We start from the raw sequence: 24,478 nt of genomic DNA, 5'->3' as shown, positions 1-24,478 counted from the left end.
GCCGCCATCGGCCATCCATGGCCGGGGGCGGCTACCGCGGCATCCTTGCCGCGGTGCCCCCTGCGCAATACCTGCGTTCGGCCTCTGGGAAAGGGGCAAGCAGATCAAGTTCAAAAGCCACAGCCACAGCCACAGCCACAGCAAGTCAAAAGATCGCAGCCTCGTTTCACTCGACAGCTCCTACCGGGGGAGGGGTGTACGCACGCTCCTCACCACTCAACAGGCCGAGCGTTAGCTCGCCTGCAGCTTTTGATCTTGATGCACCGCCCCCACGGAGCAGGACCGGAGCGAGGGCATGCCGAGCCTAGGCGAGGCACCGAACGACAGGGGCATGAGCGCTTTGGTTACTTTCGCGCTTTTCGAAAGTGACTCGCTGTAAAAGCGAAACCGTTAGCCGCCGTTACCGCAGAAACGGATATGTACCCCAACCTTAAGTGAACAGCATAATGGTCTGAGCCGGACCTGTTACGCAGCCAATGGCAAGGAAGCACCCAAGGAACTGTTCACGCGCCTCAGCAAAGCCCGCGCCTGAGTCGACATCGTCACCGATCGCCCTCCCTGCGCCCAGCCGGAAGGGCGTTTTGCTGTCTGGAACGCGGCAAGCGTTCAGCGTTCAAACATGAATGACCGGTTTCAGGTTGTGTGAAAACGTCCGGGATTGACTAACCTTCTGACGTCGAGATCGTAAAGGGCGCCATGCACCGCCCGACCTCCGCCCACGCCATTCTCACCACGGACGGACTCATCGTATCCCTCAGCTGAGGTATGAAGATGAAGCACACATTCGCGGTCGCTATTGCGACCCTCGCGCTTTGCGTCTCGGCCCTCGCCAGCGCCGCTCCCGCCGCTGATTCCCCAACCATTCAACCCTTCCACGTCAATGTGGCGGACAAGGACCTCGCCGATCTGCGTAACCGTATCGCGGCGACCCGCTGGCCGGACAAAGAGACGGTTTCCGATCGATCACAGGGCGCACAGCTGGAACAGCTGCAGGCGCTGGTTCGCTACTGGGGCACGGACTACGACTGGCGCAAGGCCGAGGCGCAGCTCAATACTCTGCCCCAGTACGTGACCACCCTCGACGGGGTCGAGATCCACTTTATCTGGGTGCGCTCCCCCCACCCGAACGCTTTGCCGATGATCATGACCCACGGTTGGCCAGGCTCCGTGCTTGAGTTCATCAAGGTCGTCGGTCCGCTCACCGATCCGACCGCGCACGGGGGCAATGCGGCAGATGCCTTCGACGTGGTGATTCCGTCCATTCCTGGCTACGGCTTCTCCGGCAAGCCGAGTGGCATCGGTTGGGATCCGGACCACATCGCGCGGGTCTGGGCGCAGCTGATGCAGCGCCTTGAATACACTCACTACGTGGCCCAGGGTGGCGACTGGGGCGCCCCCATTACCAGCGCGATGGCGCGTCAGGCGCCGGCCGGGTTACGCGGTATTCACCTTAACCTGCCCGCCACGATACCGGCGGAAGCGAGCGCGGCGCTTGCTGTCGGCGGACCGGCGCCGACGGGATTTTCCGAGAAGGAACGCGCGACCTATGACGCCGTCGCCACGCTCGTCAAACAGGGGAACCTGGCGTACAGCACGATGATGGCCGCGCGACCGCAGATGATCGGTTACGGCGCGACGGATTCACCGGCCTTCCTCGCCGCGCTCATGCTCGTGCATCCAGGCTTTGCCCGGTGGACATACGGCGCCGACCCCCAACAATCGCCGACCAAGGATGAAGTGCTGGACGACATCACGCTGTACTGGCTGACGAATAGCGCCACTTCGGCAGCAAGGCTCTATTGGGAGAACATGGGGCGAAGCCCTCTTTCTTCGGCCGCACAGAAGACCACCGAGATTTCGCTGCCGGTGGCCGTCACGGTGTTTCCAGAGGATGTCTACTGCCCGCCAGAATCATGGGCCCGGCGCGCTTATAGCAACCTGATCTACTTCCACCAGGCCGACAAGGGCGGCCACTTCGCGGCTTGGGAACAGCCGCAGCTTTTTACCGAGGAACTTCGCACGGCGTTCCGGTCGCTGCGCTAAGTTCAAACAACCTTGGGACCAATCCATTTCGTGACGGTGGGGGCTCGCCACTGCTCCAGCGCATCAATCAGCGTCGATGGATCGGTGTGGAAGATCAGCATCTCGCTGTGTTCGGCTTTCATGAAACCTTCGTTCACGGCATGGTTGAGCAGGCTGCGAACCGGATTGAAAAAATCGTCGATGTTCAGGCAGGCGACGCCTTTGTGGTGTTCGCCCAGTTGCGTCAGAGTCGCCACTTCAAACAGCTCTTCAAATGTCCCCAGGCCGCCAGGCAGCGCGATGAACGCATCGGCGCATTCACTCATGCGCGTCTTTCGACTGCGCATGTCTGGCGTCACTTCATGCCGGGTCAACCCGCCATGAAGATGCCCGAGGTCGAACAGCAGGCGGGTAATGATGCCAATGACTTCACCGCCTTCGGCGAGCACCGCATCGGCCATGACGCCCATCAGGCCTTTGTCGGTGCCGCCATAGACCAGGCGTATTCCGCGTTTTGCGATTTCCCGGCCCAGGGCTTGGGCACCGTCGACATACTCGGGGTTGAAGCCGAAATTGGAGCCAGAGAACACAGCCAGGCTACGAAGTGGAGGAGGCGTGGGCATCGGATTATTCCCGGTGGAAGGTCAGCCCCCATGATGCGCACGCCTGGAACTGCGAAGAAGATCCAAGAATGGGCTGATGGAGTGGGCCATGACCCTCGACAGGTGCGCAGCGCCGATGCTTTTACATCAACGCCAGAATGCGTTTGCCAAGCTGTTCGGCGGCATCCTGTGAGTCGATGTTGGCGAACCCGAGCAGCAGCGCAGAATCGGTCTGGCCACGGATACTCCAGTCGGTCAGAGCTTCTGCATAAATGCCCGCCTGTTGCAGACGCTCGACCAGCGACTTATCGGATTGCTGGTCCGTCAGCCGAAGGATCAGGTGCATACCGCCCGGCTGCGCTTCAATGCGAATGTGATCGCCCAGGGCTTTCTTCAGCCCCCTCGCAGTCGCCTCCCGGCGTTCGCCGTAGAGTTTTCGCATGCGCTGGATATGGCGGGCAAAATGCCCCTCGGTCAAGAACGTCGCGACGATGGCTTGAGTGAGTTCCGGGCAACCGCCGAGAAAGGTCTGGCTGACGTGTTCGAATCGTTCGACCTGCGCTGGCGGCACCACCAGGTACGCGAGCCGGATGCCGGGATACAGCACTTTGCTGAAGGTCCCGGAGTAGAGCACCCGACCATCACGATCCAGGCTCTTGAGCGCTGGCAGCGGTCGACTGATGTAGCGGTACTCGCCGTCGTAATCGTCTTCGATAATCCAGGCGTGCTCTTGGCTCGCCCACTCAAGGAGCGCCAGACGTCGCGGCAGCGATAGCGACACGCACAGCGGGCTCTGATGGGCCGGGGTGACAACCGTCGCACGCGCGCCGGGCGAACTGTTCACACCTTGCGAGACAAGCATGCCGTCCTGGTCGACCGGGACGGGGGCGACGTCCATTTGAAGATGTTCCAGCAACTGGCGGGTGGGCAGGTATCCAGGGTCTTCAACCAGCACGCGATCTCCCGGTTTGAGAAGCGCATAAGCGATCAGCGCCAGGGTGTTTCGGTAGCCCGAGGTGATGAACACTTGAGCGGGCGAGCAGGTAATTCCCCGTGCGACCTGCAAGTAGGTGGCAATCGCGGTGCGCAACGATTCCAGCCCATAGACAGACGGATTGGCCATGTCCGGGATCCGCGTGGCACGCACGCAGCGTGCGCCGATTTGCGACCAGATTTTCCTGGGAAAGGCGTCCAGCGCGGGCAGGGCCATTTGAAAGGGTAGGACCGGTGCCTTTTGCCTGATGGAAGGGCTTCCCGCTGAACCGAAGGGGCGCTCCGTGGGGGCAGAGGACGCACGCACGTTGATCCCCGGCGCCACGACCGTGCCGGCCTGGCCACGCGACTGGATGTACCCCTCGGCAGTCAGGAGTGAATACGCGCTATCGATGGTGCCTCTGGCCAGCCCAAGTTCTTTCGCCAGTGCCCGGGCCGCAGGTATCCGCTCTCCCGGTGTGAGCACGCCGTCAGTGATCGCGCCGCGGAACCGCCAGTAGATTTGCCGGTAAATCGGCTCCGTGGAGGCTGGATCGAGAGGTGAAAAACTGTTGATTTGATTGGCCATTAGCCTCGCCTGTGCATGCCTTCGCGCTCAGTCTGCGCCAAAAGCGCCGCCGGCATTAGTTAGAAAAAACGCGTGCAGCGCCTGATCTGTCTTGCTCCGGGCCTGCGCTACCGTCTCCGGGCCGAAGGCGGTTCCTTCGACGGTGAAAAACGTCAGGTCATGCAGCCCGATCATGCCCAGCACGGCTTTCAGATACGGCGTCAGAAAGTCTGGCTGACGTGGGTGTTCCCCAGAAAATCTGCCGCCCGATGACACTGCGATAAAGACGGGACGGTCCCGCAGCAGGCTGGTTTTGCCTTCCGGGCCGACATTGAATGTGCGACGAACGCGAGCGATATGATCGATCCAGACCTTCAGTGCGGCCGGTACAGTGAAGTTATGCATAGGCGTTCCAATCACCACGACATCGGCACTCTTCAGTTCTTCAATCAGCGCTTCCGAGCGGGAGATAGAGCCTTCTTGGGAGACGTCTGCGGACGACTGTTGGGAAGTTGCGTAAGGCTCATCCACCTGCGATAGAACGTCACCCGCCACCACTCGGTTTATGACAGTCGCCGTTGGATCGTTATTGAGTAAACACCCAATAATGTTTTTAGAAAGTCGCAAGCTCTCGGAACTGTGCCCGCGAGGACTGCAAGTCACGTGGAGGATTTTCATGATTCACCCGTTTTTGAAATGGTGTAGGGGAATCATTCTAGGAAGCCTATGACCCAGGTCAAAGGTCCATGAATGGAGTTTGTCACTGGGCCATCATGGTCTAGAACACAACACCGATCATGGACCTTATCAAATAGGCCAAGCCGCAGCACGATGGAGTCCTTCAACCCACCACTACAAGGATTCATCATGAGCAATCGTCTCGACTACGCCAAGGCTTCACCCGAAGGTTACAAGGCTTTTGGCGGGGTGTACGTCTACCTGCAAAACAGCGGTCTCTCACACGAGCTGATCGATCTTGTCTACCTTCGGGTGTCGCAAATCAATGGCTGTGCTTACTGCATCGATATGCATTCCCGCGACCTGGTGAAACTCGGCGTTACTGTAGAAAAGCTTGTACTGATACCCGTGTGGCGCGATGCCGGTGAAGTGTTCAGCACCCGTGAACGCACCGCCCTCAGTTGGGCGGAAACGGTCACTCGCGTCGCTGAAACCGGCGTTCCCGATGCGGACTATCAAGCCGCTGCTACCGAGTTCAGCGATAAAGAACTGGCTGATCTCACTTATGCGATCGGATTGATGAACGCCTTCAATCGACTCGGCGTTACGTTCCGCTCGGTGCCTGCGGCTGCCGGCAACGCTTGAAGTACCTCATCAGTCACTAGAACGCTCACCCCGTCTCGCCGAGCCGTAACGCTTGGCGAGTCACCCAACGGAATTATGACTATGGCCTGGGCACTGCTTGGCATCGCTGGCATCCTCGAAATCGCCTTCGCCTTCTACATGAAGGGCTCTGACGGTTTCACGCGATTAACCCCTGGACTCTTGGCGGCCGCCACTGGCTTGTCGAGTGTCTTTCTGCTTTCACTCTCGCTGCGAACACTGCCCGTGGGGACGGCCTACGCGGTCTGGACCGGTATCGGTGCGGCGGGCACCGCAATTCTGGGCATGGCCCTGCTGGGCGACGCCACGACGACGCTGAGGATAGTGTGCATCGTGCTCATTTTGGCCGGTGTCATTGGCCTGCGGTTGGTCGCCGGAAACTGAGGACCAGCGCTTTCACTTACAAACCATCACCCAACACCTTGAGGTACTCGGGACTCTCGGATATCGAGTTGTGCCCTGTACCCGGTATGACCTTCAGCGATGCCACCCCGTCGGCGAAATGCGTGAAGAGCCGCTCCGTGCTGGAACGCGGTATCACTTCGTCGTGCTCAGCCGCGATCAACAGCGTCGGCACCGTGATGTGGGCGGCGTACTTCCAGGATTCAAAGGTGTCCTTGAGCAACCACTTCACCGGGAAGATGGGGAATTGCCGGGCGGCGAGTTCTTCAACACTGTTGTAGGGCGTGATCAGCACCAGACGCGCCGCCGGGCGTTGGCTGGCGAGGCGTACGGCGACGCCCGAGCCCAGGCTGCGACCGACCACCGTAATGTGTGGATGGGTGGCGTAGACCAGGTCAAACAAGGTCATGGCGTCGCGCGAAATCATCTCCTCGGAGGGCGATCCGGAACTGCCACCGTAGCCTCTGTAGTGCAGCAAGTAGACGGCGTGATCGGAAAAAGCTTCGGAAAACGAAGGCAGGCTTCGGGAGACGTCCTCGGCATTCCCACCGAAATAGATCAACGCATTCGGCCCCTCGTGCGGTCTGACGGATACCAGCACCTGTGCGTCGTCGACCGACAGCGTGATCAGTGTTGCCGATGTACCGACAGCGCGGGGTTGCGGGAAGTAGATGAGGGCGCGCTGGAACACAAACAGCGCAGCGCACAGCGCCAGATACACAACGGCGACGATGACGACGATTGACACCAGGATTCGCGGCATTCGGCTAACTTTAGTGGGCGGCATTGACGGCTCTGGCCTGAAGACGGCTATCACTTGATCGCTGTCAGAGTGTAGTAGACCGATAGTGCGACGCAGCGCCCTCCAAAAGAGTGGCGCTGAGGCTAACGCCGATCAGTTAAGCCAAAACGCGATCCGTAGCAGCTGCCGAGCCCGCGAGGCTGCGTTCGGCTGCGTAGCAGTCGTGAAATCAGACGATGCGGTGTTTCAGGAAGACCGAAAACTCAGGTTTTACGACTGCTACGCAGCCGAACGCAGCCTCGCGGGCTCGGCAGCTGCTACAGATTGCGGTGCTTGTTGAGGGGCAAATGGTCGCCGGTAGCTATGCTGATGTGGCCAGCCTCGTGCGTCCGGCGCGAGAAGTGCGGTGGACCGTGGCTGACAGCAAAAATGTGGAAGGGCAATTCCATGAGCCACACTGATGGGTACACGCGTCGAAAAATACTCACGCTGGCTGCCGGTGCTTCGGCGGTTTTCATCTTCGATCCGGCCTTTGCAGCATCCACGCCGTCGAGCGAAACAGGAGGCAAGAACATGCTGACCCGGGCCATTCCTTCCAGCGCCGAACTACTACCGATCGTTGGGCTGGGCACGTATCGCGGTTTTGATGTCGAGCCTTCAAGTCCCGCCTACAAGCAGCTGCCTGCGGTGCTGCGCGCGTTGTTCGAGAAGGGCGGGAAGGTGATCGACAGTTCGCCGATGTACGGTCGCGCCGAACAGACGACCGGTGAACTGCTGTCGATTCATGAGCCGCGCTCGCCGGCGTTTCTGGCCACCAAGGTGTGGACCCGTGGCCGCGAAGAAGGCATCGCGCAGATGGAACAGTCTTTCAAACTGCTGCAGACCGACCGGATCGACCTGATGCAGATTCACAACCTGCTGGACTGGAAAACCCATTTGCCTACGCTGCGCAAATGGAAGGAAGAAGGGCGCATTCGTTACATCGGCATCACCCATTACACGGCGTCGGCGTATGACGAAGTGGAAGCGGTGCTCAAGGCCGAGCCATTGGACTTTTTGCAGATCAACTATGCCCTGGACGATCGCGGCGTCGAGAAACGCATCCTGCCGCTGTGTCGCGAGCGGGGCGTGGCGGTGATCTGCAATCGGCCCTTCGGCGGCGGTGATTTGCTCGCCCGCTTGAAGGACAAACCGTTACCGCGCTGGGCCGCGGATGTGAGGGTCAATAGCTGGGCGCAACTGGCGCTGAAGTTCCTGCTGACGCATTCGGCGGTGACCTGCGTCATCCCCGGCACCGGCAACCCGCGTTACATGGCGGAAAATGCCGGTGCAGGTTTCGGTCCGATGCTGACGGGGGCGCAGCGCGAGCAGTTGATCGACGTGCTGGGGTAGGCGAACTTTCGAGGCCCGTCAGGTGTTGTCCGGCGTCTGGCGAAACCGCTCCGGGATGGCTTCCGCAAACGGATAAAACGAAAACCAGGGCCTGGCTTCGTCAATGACTCGCTGGACGGACGGTCTGTTCATCAGCCTGTCGAAATAGGCTTTCAAGTGACCGTAGTCGTCGGGAAACGGCTCAAGCGTGCTGGCATAGAAAAGTGCCGGGGCCGCGGCGCAATCGGCCAGGCTGAAATCTGCACTGGCGAGCCAGATTCTGGACGCCAACTGGCGGTCGAGCATGCCGTACGCCGTCTGCAGTGTGGAACGTTCTCGGGTCAAATCGCCGTGAGCGTCGCGCAGGCGATCAAACACAATCTGTTGCAGCGGCGCCTGTAGATAGTGGTCGCACACACGGTCCCACAGACGGACCTCCAGTGCGGTGTCCCAATCGTTCGGAACGAGGGGATGTTCACCCGGATAAAATCGATCCAGGTACTCGATGATGATCGTGGTCTCTGCCACGTTGCGCTGGCGAGCGTGGTCGCGGATGACCGGGAACTTGCCGAGCGGCCATAGTGCTTGCAGCTCTGCTCTGTCTGCATCGTTGGCGAGATCGATGATCCGCTTCTCGAATTCGGTAGTGTTTTCGTAGAGCGCGATAAGCACTTTGTGGCAGAACGACGACAGCGGATGGTAGTAAAGAGTCAGCGACATCTCTCAGCTCCTCGAAAGGCAGGTGACCCCCATCATCATAGTCGCCCGTCCGGGACTGTTAAGCGCGCGGTGCTAGACTTTCAGGGTGGGATGGATGATCGAACAACCTGATCCGGCGGTGCGATGGTGAGAACGCTGGAGGTATGACATGACGACTCAACTGCTGGCTAAAGAACACATCAACGTGGTGGTCCGCAATTATGTAGAAGGCATGGTGTTCGCTGATGAAGCCTTGCTGCGACAGGCCTTTCATCCTTCTTGCCGCATCATTGGCCATTACGAAGAAAAGCTTGAATGGGCATCCCTGGAGGAATTTATCAGCGCGATCAAGGCCGAGGGGCCGGCAGCCAAAGAGGTCAAACCGTTTTGGGAAGTGCTCAGCATCGATGTCACGGGTGATGCCGCCGCGGTAAAAGTCACTGATGACTATCTCGGCATGCGATTTACCGATTATCTGTCGCTACTGAACATCAATTACCGCTGGATGATTGTGAACAAGCTGTATTACCTGAACGAATAGCGCGTGAGCCCGGGAGCCAAAAGCTCCCGGGCATCGTTATGCGATCAGTGGCGATCCAGCCACACCGTCTGGGCATTGCAGAATTCGCGCACGCCGAAATGCGAGAGTTCACGGCCAAACCCGCTTTTTTTCACGCCGCCAAAGGTGACGCGTGGGTCGGAGGCGCAATAGCCATTGATAAACACACCACCGGTTTCCAGTTCACCGGCCATCTGCTCGGCAAGCTCGACGTCGCGTGTGTAAATGGTGGCGGCGAGGCCGAACTCACTGTCATTCGCCAGTGCCAGTGCATGCGCTGCATCGCGTGCGGTGATGATCGAGGCCACCGGGCCAAACAGTTCCTGTTTGAACGAGGTCATCTGGTCGGTGACATCAGCGAAGACCGTGGGCTCATAAAAATTGCCAGGGCCTTCAGCCTTCTTGCCGCCCATCAGCAACGTCGCACCTTCTTCCAGGGTATCGCGCACCTGTTGATCCAGTTCATCACGCAGATCAAAGCGAGCCATCGGCCCGATGTAAGTGTCGGCGGCCAGTGGATCGCCGACCACCAGTTTTTGCGTGGCTTCGACGAACTTGCGTGTGAACTCTTCGACGATGCCTTGCTCGACGATCAAGCGTTTGGCGGCCGCGCAGACTTGCCCGGTGTTCTGGTAGCGGCCAATCACGGCGGCTTTGACCGCTTCGTCGAGGTCGGCATCGTTGAGGACGATGAACGGATCGGAACCGCCCAGTTCCAGTACACACTTCTTCAGCGCCGCACCGGCTTGAGCGCCGATGGCGATGCCGGCTCGCACGCTACCGGTGAGGGTGACTGCCGCGATGCGGGGATCGGCGATTGCGGTGGAGACGCCGTCCGGCGTGACGTTGATGACCTCGAACACGCCTTCAGGGAAGTCGGCTTGCTTGAAGGCCTCCCGCAACAGATAAGCGCTGCCCATCACGTTGGGCGCATGTTTGAGGACGTAGGTGTTGCCGGCGATCAATGTTGGGACCGCGCCGCGCAGGACCTGCCAGATCGGGAAGTTCCACGGCATTACCGCGAGAATCGGGCCAATCGGGCGGTATTCAATGCGCGCTTTTCCACCTTCAACCAGCGTCGGTTCAGCGCTCAGCATCGCCGGGCCGTGTTCGGCGTACCATTCGCAGAGCTGCGCACACTTTTCAATTTCGCCACGCGCCTGAGTGATCGGCTTGCCCATTTCCAGGGTGATCATGTTCGCCATCGCTGCGGCGTTATTGCGCAATGCCTGAGCCAGGGCGATCAACAACTGCGAACGTTGATCAACCGGTTTGCTGCGCCAGGCGCGGAACCCGGCAGCAGCGCGGGACAGGGCGGCGTCCAGTGCCGATGCGGATTCGAAAGGGTAGTGGCCGATCTGCTCACCGTTGGCGGGGTTGATCGAAATGGCATGGGTGAGGCTGGAAACTTGAGTCATGGCACCGTCCTGCTAGGTGGGGATGCGCTCAGGTTACGGTGGCGTTTGTTTTCTGGAAACTGAATAATACTGAGCATATCGTTCACGTTTGGAGAATGCCTTGGATCTGGTTCAGCTGGAAATTTTCAAAGCCGTCGCCGAACACGGCAGCATCAGCGCGGCGGCTCAGCACATCCACCGGGTGCCGTCGAACCTGACGACGCGGATCAAGCAGCTGGAGCTGGATCTGGGCGTGGACCTGTTTATCCGCGAGAAGAGCCGCCTGCGCCTGTCGCCGGCCGGCTGGAGTTTCCTCGACTATGCCCGGCGCATTCTCGACCTGGTCCAGGAGGCTCGCGCGACGGTGGCGGGCGAAGAACCGCAGGGATCGTTTCCCCTTGGGTCACTGGAGAGCACCGCTGCGGTGCGCATCCCTGAGCTGTTGGCGGCGTATAACCAGAAGCACGCCAAGGTCGAACTGGATCTTTCCACCGGACCTTCGGGGACCATGATCGATGGGGTGTTGTCTGGCCGACTGGCGGCAGCGTTTGTCGATGGACCGGTGCTGCACCCGGCCTTGGAAGGCGTGCCGGCGTTTGAGGAGGAAATGGTGGTGATAGCGCCGATCAACCATTCCCCCATTCATCGTGCGCGGGATGTTAATGGCGAAAATATCTATGCCTTCCGCTCCAATTGTTCCTACCGACACCACTTCGAAAGCTGGTTCGCCAAGGACGCGGCGGTGCCCGGCAGATTTTCGAAATGGAGTCCTATCACGGCATGCTGGCGTGCGTCAGCGCCGGTGCAGGCCTGGCGCTGATGCCCCGCAGCATGCTCAACAGCATGCCCGGATGCACCACGGTGAGCGTCTGGCCGTTATCGGAATCGTTCCGCTATTTGCGCACCTGGCTGGTGTGGCGCCGGGGGACGGTGTCGCAGAGTCTGACCATGTTTGTGCGCTTGTTGGAGGAGCGCGGGGTGGTGCGGGATGAAGTGGCGCGCTAGTTCGCGCGCTTGAGAATGTCCAGATCGGTGTGCCGGCTCATTCCCCGGCTTTTGTCGACTTGATGAGATTGTTGCGCAGTTTCACGACCGCTTTTTGCAGGATCGTGAACTCGTCGGGCGTCAGGCCCGTTGCGTCGGCGAGGCCCATTTCCGGTTGGCTTTCGCGCAGCTGTCGACCGTTCTTCGTCAGGCTGATCCGCACCTGGCGCTCGTCTTCGGGATCGCGCTGCCTTTGCAAAAAGCCCATCGCTTCCAGTTTCTTCAGGATCGGGGTCAGCGTGTTCGATTCCAGAAACAGCTTCTCGCCCAGGCTGCCGACGGTCTGATTGTCTTCCTCCCACAGCGCGACGATGGTGATGTATTGCGTATAGGTCAGCCCAAGCTGCTCGAGTATCGGCTTGTAAGCCTTGCCGAAGGCCAGGTTGGTGGAATAGACCGCAAAACACAGAAAGTCGGAGAGCTTCAGGTCGGCGGGGACGGCGTTGTCGGTGGGTTTCATGTGCATCCTCGTTGGCCAAAGACGGATGGCTCGCAAAAAACGAAATATACCTCGTATGCGATTGTATCGGAACGACTCTAACTGACGGTGGCGACCGGTTCGACGGCGAAAGTCGAACCGGTCGTACGGTGCATCACGCGGTCAGGGCGTTGATGACCACGTCGATATTGCCTCGCGTCGCTTTCGAGTACGGGCAGATCTGGTCTGCGGCGTGCGCCAGTTCCGTTGCGACGTCTTGCGTCAAGCCTGGCACGCGAAGAGTCAGCCGGGCCTGGAGGAAGTAGGCCGGACCGGTCTGGCCCAGATCGACCTCAATATCAATGGCCAGATTGGGCGGCAGCGTCACCTTCATATTTTTCGCCGCCAGCTCGACGGCAGCGGTGTAGCAGGCCGACCATGCGCCGGCGAAAAACTGCTCTGCCGTTGGGTGCGGCACAATGGCTGCGAACTCGTGTGCCAGTCTAGGGTTTCCAGGCGACGAGAGCTGGATGGAGAGACCGCGGGAAGAGTTGTCACCGTCGCTGAATGTCGTGTGGGTTTTGCCTGTGGCCAGGACTTTTTCGATCTTGTTCATGGTTGAGTCCTCAACGTTTTGTTGGGTTTGTGATTCGTATACGCTTAAAGCGCATACGATATATATGGCGTATCGACCATGCCGATCGATAGCAACGCCGCGCGGTGCGTCAAGCCGTGAGGACGTTCAGGGCCACGTCAATGTTACCCCGCGTCGCTTTCGAGTACGGGCAGATTTGATCGGCGGTGTGCGCCAGTGTCGTCGCGATGTCGTGGGACAAACCCGGCACACGCAGGGTCAATCGAGCCTGAAGGAAGTAGGCCGGACCGGTCTGGCCCAGATCGACTTCGATGTCGACAGACAGATCAGACGGCAGCACCACGTTCATTTCTCCGGCCACCAGGCCGACGGCGGCGGTGTAGCAGGCCGACCATGCGCCGGCGAACAGTTGCTCGGCCGTCGGGTGCGGCTGGGTGGCGGCGAATACGTGGGCTGGCTTGGCGTTGCCAGGCGTCGACAGGGTGATGTCGAGGCTGCCGTCATGGCCGCGCGAGGTAGTGCCAGCGTTACTGACGGTGGTGTGGGTTTTGCCGGTGGCCAGTACTTTTTCGATCTTGCTCATGATGATTTCCTGAGTTTCTACTGTTTTCGTATGCGCTTATATCGCATGCGACATATTTAATGGATTAAAACGATCTTCACGCCGTCAGGACGTTCACCGCCACGTCGATGTTGCCCAGCGTCGCTTTCGAGTACGGGCAGAGTTCGTGTGCGGCGTGCGCCAGTGCGGTTGCGACGTCGTGTGCCACGCCCGGCAAGCGGACGAAGAATCGAGCCTGAAGGAAGTAAGCCTGACCGGTCTGGCCCAGATCGACCTCGATGTCGACAGACACATCGGCCGGCAGCACCACTTTTTTCGCCTTGGCTATGTGTTCGATGGCGGAGATGTAGCAGGCCGACCATGCACCGGCGAACAGTTGCTCGGCGGTCGGGTGCGCTTGTGTGGCTGCGAACACGTGGGCCGGTTTTGCGTCACCTGGCGACGACAGCTCGATGTCTAGGTTGCCGTGGGCACGGGTCGCGTCGCTGAACGTGGTGTGGGTTTTGCCGGTGACCAGTACTTTTTCGATCTTGCTCATGGAGTGAATCCTCAACGTTTCAATAGGTGGCTTGTCTGTCGTATACGTTTGTATCGTATGCGATTGAAATAATACTCGCGCAGAGCTCAATCGGTGTCAAGGGGTGGTGTGGCGTGCAGCCGACGAATGGCCGGGTTACCGGGGTATGCCGAATTCGTCGTCGACCGGGCCTAAAGCGATCAAGCCGTGGCGTCGGGAATGGGCCAGTCTGGGCGGTCTGTCCAAGGAGTTGATGATGAAACGACTGTCCCTGGCCGAAGCTCGCGAGCTGGCCGAATCGATCTTGCTGCACAACGGTTTCAACCTTGCCCACGCTCAGGCGGTGGCCGCCACGGTAATTGCCGGCGAGCGCGACGGCTGCGCCTCCCACGGTCTGTACCGGGTTTTGGGGTGTGTAAATTCGCTCAGGGCCGGCAAGGTGGTGGCCGATGCCGAGCCACGGGTGATCGACCAGGCACCTTCGATCGTGCGGGTCGATGCGGCGGGTGGTTTTTCCCAGTTGGCGTTTCAGGCGGGTCTGCCATTACTGGAGGAGAAAACCCGGGCAAACGGGATTGCGGCTCTGGCAATCAATCGCTGTGTGCATTTTTCCGCCCTGTGGGTCGAGATCGAGCAACTGACCGCTGCCGGCCTGGTGGCGCTGGCCTGTAATCCCAGCCATGCCTGGGTCGCACCGGCGGGAGGCAGTCAACCAGTGTTCGGCACCAATCCCATCGCATTCGGCTGGCCGCGTTCGGGCAAGGATCCGTTTGTGTTCGACTTCGCTACGAGTGCGATTGCCCGTGGCGAGATCGAGTTGCATCGACGCGCCGGAAAAGCGATTCCCGAAGGCTGGGGCGTCGATGCAGACGGGCAGCCGAGTACCGATGCGAATGTGGTGCTCGATGCCGGCGCGATGCTGACGTTCGGTGGGCACAAGGGCTCGGCGCTGGCCGCCATGGTGGAGTTGATCGCCGGGCCGTTGATTGGTGACCTGACCAGTGCGGAATCGCTGGCGTACGACGCGGGCAGCAAGTCGTCGCCGTACCACGGCGAGTTGATCATCGCCCTCGATCCGCGGCGCTTTCTCGGCGAGGCCACCGAGCAGCACCTGGCCCGTGCCGAAGTCATGTTCCAGAGCATACAAGGGCAGGGCGCACGCTTGCCGTCGCAACGGCGTTACGAGGCGCGAGCGCGCAGTCTGGTGGAGGGCGTGCAGATTCCCGAAGCCTTGTACAACGACTTGAAGGCACTGCTGGGCTGAGTGAAAGCCGGACCTGTGGGAGCGAGCCTGCTCGCGAAGGGGCCATAACATTCAGCATTTCTGTCGACTGTTACACCGCTTTCGCGAGCAGGCTCGCTCCCACAGGAGGTCGCTGCACATTTGAGTGTTTTTTACAGCGGTTGGCGGTGGCTGTTGCCGTCGACCAGACGGGCGATGCCCAGCGGATTAGCGTTTTTCAGCGCCTCAGGCAAGAGCGCATCCGGGCAGTTCTGGTAGCACACCGGGCGCAGGAAACGGTCGATGGCCAGGCTGCCGACCGAGGTGCCACGGGCATCGGAGGTGGCCGGGTAGGGCCCGCCATGCACCATCGCATCGCAGACTTCGACGCCGGTCGGATAGCCGTTGAACAGTACCCGACCGACTTTCTGTTCGAGCAGCGGCAGCAGTTCGCTATGGGTTTGCAGATCACCGGCTTCGGCAATCAGGGTGGCCGTGAGTTGACCGTGCAAGCTCTGCAATGCTCGTTGCAGTTCAGCCTTATTGGCTACTTCCACCAACACGGTAGTCGGGCCGAAAACTTCTTCCTGCAACAGAGGATCGCCGTTGAGCAGCAGGCTGACGTCGGCCTTGAACAGCTGCGGCTGGGCCTGCTTGCCCTGTTGTTCGCGGCCAGTCAAGTGGCTGATGTGCGGATGCGCGTGCAGCGCCTGCACGCCCTTGGCGTAGCTGGTTAACGTGCCGGCGTTGAGCATGGTTTGCCCCGGCTGGTCGGCCATGATCGCACTGAGCGATTCAATAAATGCGCTGAACTCGGGGGAGCGAATGCCGATCACCAATCCGGGGTTGGTGCAGAACTGGCCGCAGCCGAGCACCACTGACGCGGCAAGTTCGCTGGCGATTTTCTCGCCCCTCAGTTGCAAGGCTTCGGGCAGTACCAGCACCGGATTGATGCTGCTCATTTCGGCAAACACCGGAATCGGTTGTGGCCGTGCGGCGGCCATGTCGCAGAGGGCGCGACCGCCTTTGAGCGAACCGGTGAAGCCGACCGCCTGGATCGCCGGATGTTTGACCAGTGCTTCGCCGACGCCCGCGCCGTAGATCATGTTGAACACGCCTTTGGGCATGCCGGTTTGCTCGGCGGCGCGGAGGATTGCATCAGCCACGAGCTCGGCAGTCGCCATATGCCCGCTGTGGGCCTTGAACACCACCGGGCAACCGGCGGCCAGGGCGGCAGCGGTGTCGCCACCGGCGGTGGAGAACGCCAGCGGGAAATTGCTCGCGCCAAACACCGCGACCGGGCCGACGCCGATCCGGTACTGACGCAGATCGACCCGTGGCAGCGGCTGGCGGTCGGGCAAGGCCCGGTCGATGCGCGCGCCATAGAAATCGCCACGGCGCAGGACCTGAGCGAACAGGCGCATCTGACCGCTGGTACGGCCGCGCTCACCCTGGATACGCCCGGTCGGCAGCGCCGTCTCGCGGGTGACCAGGGCAACGAACTCATCGCCCAGCGCATCCAGTTGCGCGGCGATGGCCTCGAGAAACTCCGCGCGGCGGCTCGCCGGCAAGTTGCGGAAGGCCGGGTAAGCGGCTGCTGCGGCCTGGGCGGCGGCGTCCACTTCCTGAGTGGTGGCTTGCATGAACGAGTAGGGCAGCGCTTCACCGGTGCTGGCGTCATGGCTTTGCACGGTGATGTTGCCGGCGGCACTGCGCGCACCGCCGATGTAGTTGTGGCCGATGATGTGGGGCATGAAAAACTCCTGTCAAAATGTAAAGCCAAATGCGTTGCCAGGTGCAGCGCATGACCTGTAGCAGCTGCCGAAGGCTGCGTTCGGCGGCGAAGCCGTCGTAAAACCATGCAACGCGGTATCTCTGTCACACCGTGTCGCCCGTATTGACGACCGCTACGCGCTCGAACGCAGCCTGCGGCAGCTGCTACAGGTTGCGTGAGGTCAAGCCAACGAATCACCCCGACGTGCGGTGGCGGGTTCGGCGGTACCCAAGGCAGCGATCCGCGCAGCGGATTCGGCATCCACCGTATGCAGCGACTTGCCACGGGTTTCCCGGGTCAAACCGACGGCGACGATGGAGATCAGCGCGGCGCCGACCAGGTACCAGGCGATCGGTGTCGAGCTGTGGTACTTGTTGAGCAGGGTGAGGGCAATCAGCGGCGCCAACGAGCCAGCGAAGATCGGTGCCACCTGATAGCACAGGGACAACGCGGTGTAGCGCACGTGGGTCGGGAACATTTCGGCCATCAGCGCCGAGTAAGGCGCGTAGGTCATCGACTCGATCGCCAGGCCCAGAGTGATTGCCCCGATGATCAGCCAGTTGTTGCCGGTGTCCATCATCGGGAAGCCGATGAAGCCCCAGAACGCGGTGAGGATCGCGCCGGTCAGGTACACCGGTTTGCGCCCGATCAGGTCGGATAGATAGCCCATCAGCGGGATCATGAAGAAGTGCAGCAGGTGCGCGCCGAACATCAGAAACAGAATCTCTGAAGTGTCCTTGTGCACCACCAGTTTCAGGTAGGTAATCGAAAAGGTCACGACGGTGTAGTAAAGGATGTTCTCGGCAAACCGCGCACCGATACCGACCAGCACCGCACGCCAGTGATGACGCAGCACTTCGACCACGCCCAATTGCTGTTGCTTGTTTTGTGCCTGACGGGCCTGGGCTTCCTTGAAGATCGGCGCGTCATCGACGCTGGTGCGAATCCAGTAGCCGATCAGCACCACCACCGCCGAGAACCAGAACGCTACGCGCCAGCCCCACGCGAGGAATTGCTCCTCCGACAGGTTCGACGACAACAGCAGCAACGCGACGGTCGCCACCAGGTTACCGGCCGGCACACCGGCTTGCGGCCAACTGGCCCAGAAGCCTCGGCGATTGTCCGGGCAGTGTTCGGACACCAGCAGAATCGCACCGCCCCATTCACCACCGAAGGCGAAACCCTGGATCAGCCGCAGCAGCACCAGTAACACGGGCGCGGCGTAGCCGATCTGGTCGAAACCGGGCAGGCAACCCATCAGGAACGTGGTGATACCGACCACCACCAGGCTCAATTGCAGCAGGCGTTTGCGGCCGAACTTGTCACCGTAGTGACCGAACACCAAACCACCCAATGGGCGGGCGAGGAAGCCGACGGCATACAGGGCGAAGGCGGCGAGGATGCCATCGATCGGGCTGTCGGTCTGGCGAAAAAACAGCTGGCCGAAGACCAGTGCCGAAGCGGTGCCGTAGAGGAAAAATTCATACCATTCGGCGACGGTGCCGGCCATGGCGGCGGCCACGACACGCTTGAGTCCCGCAGGTGAGGTCGCGGGGGCGGTGCTGTGAGGATTGGGCATGCTGACGTTTCCTGTAGAGGCGCAAAAAACAGGCAGCCGGGCCGGGTCCGCAAGGGACCCGCCCGGCAATCACTCAGAGACCGACGTCTGGCAGTTCCGGACGGTTGGCCAGGGCCTTGGCCATGATCTGCTCGACGAAAACCCGATCGGCTTCCGGCAGCGCCAGGCGTGGCGGACGGGTCAGGGCGCTGCCGCGACCGGCGATGGCTTCGCACAGCTTGATGCACTGCACCAGGTCGGCACGGGCGTCGAGGTGCAGGATCGGCATCAGCCATTCGTAGATCGGCATGGCTTCGGCGAAGCGACCGGCCTTGGCCAGGCGGAAGATGGTTTCGCCTTCTTTCGGGAACACGTTGGACATGCCCGAGACCCAGCCTTCGGCACCCACGGCGATGCTTTCCAGCACCACGTCATCGAGGCCGGCGAACAGCACAAAACGGTCGCCGACTTCATTGCGCACGTCGATGAAACGACGGGTGTCGCCGGAGGAATCCTTGAAGCACACCACGTTGTCGCAGTCGGCCAGGGAAATCAGGATGTCCGGGGTGACGTCGTTTTTGTAGATCGGTGGGTTGTTGTAAACCATCAACGGTACGTCGGCGTTCTTGGCCACGTAGCGGTAGTGCTCGGCGGTCTCGAACGGCTTGGAGCCGTAGACCAGCGCCGGCATCAGCATGACCCCGTCGACACCCACCCGGCGCACGGCGTTGGCGACTTTGGCCGCTTGAATGCTGGTGAATTCGGCCACACCGCAGATCACCGGCACGCGGCCGCGGGAAGCGTCGACCGCGACTTCGGTCACGGCGATTTTTTCTTCGGCGGTCAGCGAGGTGTTTTCCCCCACCGAACCGCATACCACCAGGCCCGACACGCCGTCACGGATCACGTTGGAAATCACCTGGTGGGTTTTTTCCAGGTTGATGGTGAAGTCATCGTTGAATTGAGTGGTCACCGCGGGGAAGACGCCACTCCAGTTAATGCGCTTGCTCATTGTTGCCTCCGGTTCATTTATTGTATTTCGTATACGATATTGCATGTGAAAAGACTCGGCCAGTGCTTTTTTCAGTTACGAGGGGTTTTTTACTAGCCGTTTGTCAGAGTTTTTTGGTGAGGGTTTGTAAGGCTGTGCTCAGGCACCTGGCCAGGTGTCAGACAGTCGATAGCCTTGTGGCCACGGATCGCTCGGATCCAGCAGTAACTGGTGGGTGCCGGTGATCCAGGCCCGGCCGGAAATGCACGGGTAAATCGCCGGGCGTCCAGCCACTTCCGTCAGCGAATCGATGCGGCAGTGGAACTCGGAACCGATGATCGAACGGCCGATAAAACGCTCGCCGACCTGCATCAATCCCTTGGCCTGCAGCACCGCCATACGCGCCGAGCAGCCGGTGCCAGTCGGTGAACGGTCGATCTTGCCGGGTTGAATCACCACCGCGTTGGCGCCGGTGGCGATGCCATTCTCATAGATGAGGGGCGCAGCGATCTGGCAGAAGGAAATGTGCGACCACTCGGGGTTCAGCGGATGGACAAAGCCCAACTGTTCATTGGCCGCGCGAGTGATTTTCAGCCCGACCTCGACCAGCTCCGCCGCTTCATCAGGACGAATGGAAAAGCCCAGGCGCTTGGCGTCGGCGATCACAAAACTGTCGCCGCCGTACGCGGTGTCGACCTGCAATGAGCCGACGCCTTCGACTTCGATCCAGGCGTCGAGGCGGTCAGCGAAGGAGGGCACGTTCTTGATTTCCACCCGTTCGACCTTGCCGTCCCGGCAGTCGGCCACCGCTTCGATCAGTCCGCCCGGTGCTTCGAGCACCAGTCGGGTTTGCGGTTCGGTCATCGGCAGGATGCCGCTGTCGAGCAACACGGTGGCCACGCACAGCGAGTTGGAGCCGGACATCGGCGGAGTGTCGGCCGGTTCCATGATGATCCAGGCCATCTGCGCCCGAGGATCCTTGGCCGGCACCAGCAGGTTGACGTGACGGAACACGCCGCCGCGCGGCTCGTTGAGCACGAAGTTGCGCAGGGTCTGATCCTTGGCAATCCAGCGTGACTGTTCCCACACGGTAGCCCCGGGCGGTGGCGCGACGCCGCCGACGATCACATCGCCGACTTCGCCTTCGGCGTGGCAGCTGACTACATGAATCACTTTCGATGAACGCATTGTCTGCTCCTTGTTTTGTCTGTTAGGGCCCCTTCGCGAGCAAGCCCGCTCCCACATTTGATTTTCAGTGCGACACAGATCCAATGTGGGAGCGGGCTTGCTCGCGAAGGGGCCATCCGCTACTTCACTGATTTCAGGAACGCCGCAGTTTCCGCATGCACCGGGTTACCAATAACCTGATCAGGCGAACCAATCTCATGCACCAGCCCATTGCGAAAGAACGCCACACGATCAGACACATCGCGGGCAAAGCGGATTTCATGAGTCACCAACACCATGGTCATACCGTCTTCAGCGAGCATGCGCATGGTGTCCAGCACCTCGCCTACCAACTGCGGATCGAGGGCCGAAGTGGCTTCGTCGAACAGCATGTAGTCCGGCGACATGGCCAGGGCGCGGGCGATCGCCATGCGCTGTTGCTGGCCGCCGGAGAGCTTGCCGGGAAAGGCCTTGAGCTTGTCGCCCAGGCCGACGTGAGTCAGTTGCTTGACCGCCAGTTCCTCGGCTTCGGCCTTGCTCTTGCCCAGCACTTTGCGCGGTGCCAGCATCACGTTTTCCAGCACGGTCAGGTGCGGGAACGCGTTCCATTGCTGGAAGACGATGCCGATCTTCTGCCGCAGACGGTTGAGGTCGGTGGCGCTGTGATGGACCTCGACACCGTCGACCCGGATGTTGCCTTTCTGGATCGGCTCCAGGCCGTTGATGCACATCAGCAGGGTCGATTTGCCCGAGCCGGAGCCGCCGATGATCGACACCACCTCGCCCTTGTTCACCGTCAGGTTGACGCCCTTGACCACTTCGAGGTTGCCGAAGGATTTGTGTACGTTGTCGATCTCAATCATTTTCTTGCCACCTTCTTTCCAGACGAGCGCCGAGGCGAGCGACCACCAGGCTCATGACGTAGTAGATGAGGCCCGCGATGCACAGCACCAGCAGCGGTTCCTGAATGCGGGTCACGATGGTTTGCGAGGCGCGCAGCAGTTCGACGATGCCGATCCACATCACCAGCGCGGTGTCTTTCATCACGCTGAGCACCAGGTTCAGCCAGCCGGGAAAGGCCACCCGCGTGGCCATCGGCAGGACGATCCAGCGCAGGTCCTGCAGGAAACTCAGCCCCAGGGAACGACTGGCCCGGCGCACGGTGAATGGCACCGAAAGCACGCCGCTGCGCACGATCTCGGTGAAGTACGCGGCGGCGTAGACCCCGAGCACGATGCAACCAACGCTGAAGGCACTGATGTTCAAACCGACGATGCTTTTCAGCGAGTTGAACAACACAAACTGGATCAGCAACGGCACGCTGCGAAACACGTCCAGCACCCAGGCCAGTGGCAGGCTGGCGCGCGGAAACAGCGCCCGCAGCAAGCCGAACAACAGCCCGGCGAAAGAGCCGAGGATGATCGACCAGAACGTGAGTTTCAGAGTGACCCAGGCGCCATCAAGCAAGAACAACAGGTCATTCCAGGAAAAACTGGTGGTCAACATGCTCACCTCCTCAGTAACGGAACAGTCGCCAGGCCATCAGCCGGGCGACGGCGACGATCGCCTTGGCAATCAGGTAATACAACGCCGCTGCGATGGCGAAGTATTCGAAGGTGCGGAACGTCTTGACGTTGTAGTCCTGGGTCACGCCGGTGAGGTCATTATTCAGCCCGACGATCACCCCCAGCGAGGTCATCAACACCGCCCAGACCATCTGGTTACTCAACGGGTAGAACACGATCCGCAGCAGCTGCGGGACGATGATCATCCGGTAAGCCTGGAAGGCACTCATGCCCAGCGAGCGCGCGGCGCGAACTTGCGTGCCCGGCACAGCCTTGAGGCCACCGCGAAAGTTTTCCGCCAGGTAGCCGGCGTTGTTGAAGGTGATCCCGGCCAGCAGTGCGAACCATGAGCTGACATGCAAATCCAGCGAGCCGAGGCCGAAGTACAGGACGTAGATCTGGAACAGCGACGGGGTGTTGCGGGCGATCGACACCCAGCCGTTGCCGATGCCGCGCAACAACGGTTGTTTGGTTTCACGCATCACTGTCAGGGCCAGGGCGATCAGTACGCCGAAGATCATCGACAGCGCGGCGGTCTCGAAGGTGACCCAGGCGCCGGCGAGCATGTCCGGCAGGGCGCGCAGGGTCGCGCGCCATTGGAAGGTGTAATCAAACATGCGCGGGGCTCTCCAGAGAGGCGGCCGATTGCAGCCAGGCCGGCAAACGTCCACTGGCTGTGGCGCAGCAGGCGGCATCGACACATTCGGCGAGGTTGGCGAAGTGCACCTTGCGGCCCACCAGGCCGGGTGCGTAATGGGCGTACTTGCCCGAGTTGGTCATCAAGGTTTTGGCCGCCAGCGGGATCACCGGCTCGCCGAGCATGCACCAGCAGGTGTCGGTGACCAGGGTCGCGCCGAAGGCTTCGATCACCGCGATATGTCCAGCCTCGCGGGCCTGCTCCAGCACCGCACGACCGCAGGTGATGGCGAGCACCACCTCGGGGTGTTTGTGCCGACCCCGGCACAGCCGCGCCAGATGCGCGAATTCGCTGAGGGAGAAATGCGGGTTGCCCAGCGAGACCACATCTACCCGACTGTCGCGGGCGCTGTTGAGCTCGCGCCAGCTGAGCAGCAAATCCTTCAGGCGGATTTTTTCCACCGGCACATCGGCATCCGCCTCCAGCACCTGCGTCGGGTCGAGTGCTTCCGGGGTCACCCCGGCGATATGGAACAGCGGCGCGGCGGAGGTGGTGGCGAAAGCTGCACCGAAAGCTTTCAGGTCATCCAGGCTCGGCTTGCTCTGTTCCAGTCCCAGCACCAGCGGAATCCGGCTGCCGGCCAGGGCACCGATGTGGTAACCGAGCAAGGGATAGAAGGCATCATCCAGCTCGTGCAAAACCGGTAATTCGATTTGCAGTTTCGCTTTACGCTGCGCGTCCAGATGGCAGCCGATCAGGGGCGCGCGGCCGGTCAGGGCGATGCAGATGTCCAGGTAGTCCGGGTATTTCAGGGTGCGTGCGCCGAGCACGCTGTTGGCATACACCACGGCGTTGGATTCGGCCCAGACGATTTGCTCGCCGGCCTTCGGCGCGCTGTCGAGCAGGTAAGGTGCGCAGGTGAAACTCAGCTGTGCACCCATCGCCATGTACGCATCGCCCAACGCACTGGCCGGTACGCCGAGTGCCGGGTCAATGCCCAACTCGCGCCAACGGCGCTGGTCGACAGAAATGGAATTGAGGGTGGTCGGCACCCGCACGTTTGCTCCCCACTGCACCAGTTGTTCAGCAAAGCGCAGGCTCGCAGGTCCGGTATAAATGCAGCCGTCGATGTGTGCCTGGGTGACATCCACCAGGTGTCGCGCACCTTGCAGTTCAGCCATGCGCAAGATGATCTGCATCGCCACTTGGGCGGCTTTGCCATGCTCGCCGTCGAGCAGCGCCTGATCGTGTTCGGTGAGTTCGATAGCGGTGTTTTTTTCTGCTGTCTGCAACGGACTGTCGAGTGCCTGCCAGGTATCGCCCGGCAGGTGTTCGAGCAGGGTCACGGTTGATTTTTCGACCCGAGCAAAGGCCTTGCCGCTCAACGCGGCGAAGGCCTCCTTGCCGATGCACAGCACCGGCAGGGAACGCTCGAAAATGGTCTGTGCCACAAGCACGCCCAGGGTCAGGATCTCATCGGGTTCGGCCAGCACCAGTGCGGCCGGCGCATGACCGTTGCTGATCAGTTCCATCAGCACACTGCTGCCGGTGCACGAGCCGCGGCCGCTGGGAATTGCCAGCACCCGGCCGGCCAGATGTTCGCCGCTGAGCGGGTGGTGACGGTCGATGACCTCGCCGCTGTACGGATCGACCCCGCCCCAGAAACTCAGCCCGACATCAGCAAACAGCAGGGCGCCTTGTGCGGCGCCGGCGACCAGGCTGCGACCGGTCAGAGAGGTTGGCCTAGGCATGC

At 60.9% G+C, this 24,478-nt stretch carries 24 protein-coding genes and 1 pseudogene; 7 read left to right on the top strand and 18 right to left on the bottom strand.

All coding sequences use genetic code 11. The annotated features are described in order from the left end of the window. Positions 1–771 precede the first annotated feature (771 nt). Entirely contained in the window at positions 772–2,043 is a 1,272-nt protein-coding gene (locus ASC74_RS26240) for an epoxide hydrolase family protein (protein WP_056745333.1), read from the top strand. Between the two features lie 2 nt (positions 2,044–2,045). Here the strand turns inward: ASC74_RS26240 and ASC74_RS26235 are convergent, their stop codons facing one another. The 3 genes from ASC74_RS26235 to ASC74_RS26225 all read right to left on the bottom strand — a co-directional run bounded on the left by ASC74_RS26235 (position 2,046) and on the right by ASC74_RS26225 (position 4,842). Next, the gene (locus ASC74_RS26235; protein WP_056745331.1) at positions 2,046–2,645 is read right to left on the bottom strand and encodes a TIGR00730 family Rossman fold protein; all 600 of its coding nucleotides are present in this window, start codon (positions 2,643–2,645) and stop codon (positions 2,046–2,048) included. 121 nt (positions 2,646–2,766) lie between these two features. Then, on the bottom strand, positions 2,767–4,185 hold the full coding sequence (gene pdxR, locus ASC74_RS26230) for a MocR-like pyridoxine biosynthesis transcription factor PdxR (RefSeq protein WP_056745329.1): 1,419 nt from the start codon (positions 4,183–4,185) through the stop codon (positions 2,767–2,769). Between the two features lie 27 nt (positions 4,186–4,212). Continuing rightward, positions 4,213–4,842 carry an FMN-dependent NADH-azoreductase gene (locus ASC74_RS26225; RefSeq protein ID WP_056745325.1) on the bottom strand — a complete coding sequence of 210 codons (630 nt, stop codon included), beginning with the start codon at positions 4,840–4,842 and terminating at the stop codon, positions 4,213–4,215. A 189-nt stretch (positions 4,843–5,031) separates the two neighbouring features. Between ASC74_RS26225 and ASC74_RS26220 the strand changes: the two genes are divergently transcribed. Both ASC74_RS26220 and ASC74_RS26215 read left to right on the top strand, forming a co-directional pair. After that, the gene (locus ASC74_RS26220; protein ID WP_056745323.1) at positions 5,032–5,487 is read left to right on the top strand and encodes a carboxymuconolactone decarboxylase family protein; all 456 of its coding nucleotides are present in this window, start codon (positions 5,032–5,034) and stop codon (positions 5,485–5,487) included. Between the two features lie 81 nt (positions 5,488–5,568). After that, positions 5,569–5,889, top strand: coding sequence for a DMT family transporter (locus tag ASC74_RS26215; protein WP_056745321.1), 321 nt, complete (start codon positions 5,569–5,571; stop codon positions 5,887–5,889). A 16-nt stretch (positions 5,890–5,905) separates the two neighbouring features. On the opposite strand, the gene ASC74_RS26210 is transcribed toward ASC74_RS26215, so the two are convergent. Then, complete coding sequence (locus ASC74_RS26210; RefSeq protein WP_056745320.1) at positions 5,906–6,694, bottom strand: alpha/beta hydrolase; 789 nt, start codon at positions 6,692–6,694, stop codon at positions 5,906–5,908. A 402-nt stretch (positions 6,695–7,096) separates the two neighbouring features. On the opposite strand from ASC74_RS26210, the gene ASC74_RS26200 reads away from it, so the two are divergent. Then, positions 7,097–8,041: an aldo/keto reductase gene (locus ASC74_RS26200; protein ID WP_082555896.1), complete on the top strand. Its 945-nt coding sequence runs from the start codon at positions 7,097–7,099 to the stop codon at positions 8,039–8,041. A gap of 18 nt (positions 8,042–8,059) precedes the next feature. Here ASC74_RS26200 and ASC74_RS26195 read toward each other — a convergent pair whose 3' ends face one another. Beyond that, on the bottom strand, positions 8,060–8,740 hold the full coding sequence (locus ASC74_RS26195; protein ID WP_056745313.1) for a glutathione S-transferase family protein: 681 nt from the start codon (positions 8,738–8,740) through the stop codon (positions 8,060–8,062). A 148-nt stretch (positions 8,741–8,888) separates the two neighbouring features. Here ASC74_RS26195 and ASC74_RS26190 point away from each other — a divergent pair, with 148 nt between their 5' ends. Beyond that, a complete protein-coding gene (locus tag ASC74_RS26190) occupies positions 8,889–9,260 on the top strand; it encodes a nuclear transport factor 2 family protein (RefSeq protein ID WP_056745311.1) in 372 nt (123 codons plus the stop codon). Positions 9,261–9,304: 44 nt separating this feature from the next. Here the strand turns inward: ASC74_RS26190 and ASC74_RS26185 are convergent, their stop codons facing one another. Beyond that, the gene (locus ASC74_RS26185; RefSeq protein WP_056745309.1) at positions 9,305–10,696 is read right to left on the bottom strand and encodes an aldehyde dehydrogenase family protein; all 1,392 of its coding nucleotides are present in this window, start codon (positions 10,694–10,696) and stop codon (positions 9,305–9,307) included. Positions 10,697–10,796: 100 nt separating this feature from the next. On the opposite strand from ASC74_RS26185, the pseudogene ptrR reads away from it, so the two are divergent. Further along, positions 10,797–11,680 (top strand): annotated as a pseudogene (gene ptrR, locus ASC74_RS26180) (putrescine utilization regulator PtrR). Between the two features lie 37 nt (positions 11,681–11,717). Here the strand turns inward: ptrR and ASC74_RS26175 are convergent. The 4 genes from ASC74_RS26175 to ASC74_RS26160 form a co-directional block, all read right to left on the bottom strand. Then, entirely contained in the window at positions 11,718–12,179 is a 462-nt protein-coding gene (locus ASC74_RS26175) for a MarR family winged helix-turn-helix transcriptional regulator (protein WP_056745307.1), read from the bottom strand. Positions 12,180–12,312: 133 nt separating this feature from the next. Next, complete coding sequence (locus ASC74_RS26170) at positions 12,313–12,753, bottom strand: Ohr family peroxiredoxin (RefSeq protein WP_056745304.1); 441 nt, start codon at positions 12,751–12,753, stop codon at positions 12,313–12,315. Positions 12,754–12,862: 109 nt separating this feature from the next. After that, positions 12,863–13,315: an Ohr family peroxiredoxin gene (locus tag ASC74_RS26165; RefSeq protein WP_056745302.1), complete on the bottom strand. Its 453-nt coding sequence runs from the start codon at positions 13,313–13,315 to the stop codon at positions 12,863–12,865. Positions 13,316–13,391: 76 nt separating this feature from the next. Then, positions 13,392–13,832 (bottom strand): Ohr family peroxiredoxin, encoded by a 441-nt coding sequence (locus tag ASC74_RS26160; protein WP_056745300.1) that lies wholly within the window; start codon positions 13,830–13,832, stop codon positions 13,392–13,394. A 235-nt stretch (positions 13,833–14,067) separates the two neighbouring features. Here ASC74_RS26160 and ASC74_RS26155 point away from each other — a divergent pair, with 235 nt between their 5' ends. Further along, positions 14,068–15,075, top strand: coding sequence for an Ldh family oxidoreductase (locus tag ASC74_RS26155; protein WP_056745298.1), 1,008 nt, complete (start codon positions 14,068–14,070; stop codon positions 15,073–15,075). A 131-nt stretch (positions 15,076–15,206) separates the two neighbouring features. On the opposite strand, the gene ASC74_RS26150 is transcribed toward ASC74_RS26155, so the two are convergent. The 8 genes from ASC74_RS26150 to lhpI all read right to left on the bottom strand — a co-directional run bounded on the left by ASC74_RS26150 (position 15,207) and on the right by lhpI (position 24,476). Then, positions 15,207–16,787 carry an aldehyde dehydrogenase (NADP(+)) gene (locus ASC74_RS26150; protein ID WP_056745285.1) on the bottom strand — a complete coding sequence of 527 codons (1,581 nt, stop codon included), beginning with the start codon at positions 16,785–16,787 and terminating at the stop codon, positions 15,207–15,209. A 201-nt stretch (positions 16,788–16,988) separates the two neighbouring features. Then, positions 16,989–18,386: a fosfomycin efflux MFS transporter AbaF gene (abaF, locus tag ASC74_RS26145; RefSeq protein ID WP_056745284.1), complete on the bottom strand. Its 1,398-nt coding sequence runs from the start codon at positions 18,384–18,386 to the stop codon at positions 16,989–16,991. A gap of 73 nt (positions 18,387–18,459) precedes the next feature. Further along, a complete protein-coding gene (locus ASC74_RS26140) occupies positions 18,460–19,377 on the bottom strand; it encodes a dihydrodipicolinate synthase family protein (RefSeq protein ID WP_056745283.1) in 918 nt (305 codons plus the stop codon). Between the two features lie 138 nt (positions 19,378–19,515). Further along, the gene (locus tag ASC74_RS26135; RefSeq protein ID WP_056745277.1) at positions 19,516–20,544 is read right to left on the bottom strand and encodes a trans-3-hydroxy-L-proline dehydratase; all 1,029 of its coding nucleotides are present in this window, start codon (positions 20,542–20,544) and stop codon (positions 19,516–19,518) included. Positions 20,545–20,663: 119 nt separating this feature from the next. Next, positions 20,664–21,386 carry an amino acid ABC transporter ATP-binding protein gene (locus ASC74_RS26130; protein WP_008157200.1) on the bottom strand — a complete coding sequence of 241 codons (723 nt, stop codon included), beginning with the start codon at positions 21,384–21,386 and terminating at the stop codon, positions 20,664–20,666. After that, positions 21,379–22,029 carry an amino acid ABC transporter permease gene (locus ASC74_RS26125; protein WP_056745275.1) on the bottom strand — a complete coding sequence of 217 codons (651 nt, stop codon included), beginning with the start codon at positions 22,027–22,029 and terminating at the stop codon, positions 21,379–21,381. Before ASC74_RS26125 ends, ASC74_RS26130 begins: the two co-directional genes overlap by 8 nt. A 10-nt stretch (positions 22,030–22,039) precedes the next feature. Beyond that, on the bottom strand, positions 22,040–22,705 hold the full coding sequence (locus tag ASC74_RS26120; protein WP_008157202.1) for an amino acid ABC transporter permease: 666 nt from the start codon (positions 22,703–22,705) through the stop codon (positions 22,040–22,042). Beyond that, positions 22,698–24,476 (bottom strand): cis-3-hydroxy-L-proline dehydratase, encoded by a 1,779-nt coding sequence (gene lhpI / locus ASC74_RS26115; protein WP_056745273.1) that lies wholly within the window; start codon positions 24,474–24,476, stop codon positions 22,698–22,700. Before lhpI ends, ASC74_RS26120 begins: the two co-directional genes overlap by 8 nt. Between the last annotated feature and the right edge of the window lie 2 nt (positions 24,477–24,478).

It is taken from the genome of Pseudomonas sp. Root329 (assembly GCF_001424925.1).
Taxonomy (GTDB): domain Bacteria; phylum Pseudomonadota; class Gammaproteobacteria; order Pseudomonadales; family Pseudomonadaceae; genus Aquipseudomonas; species Aquipseudomonas arabinosi.
Note: the sequence above shows the minus strand (reverse complement) of the source record. Positions and strands in the feature narration are given on the sequence as shown.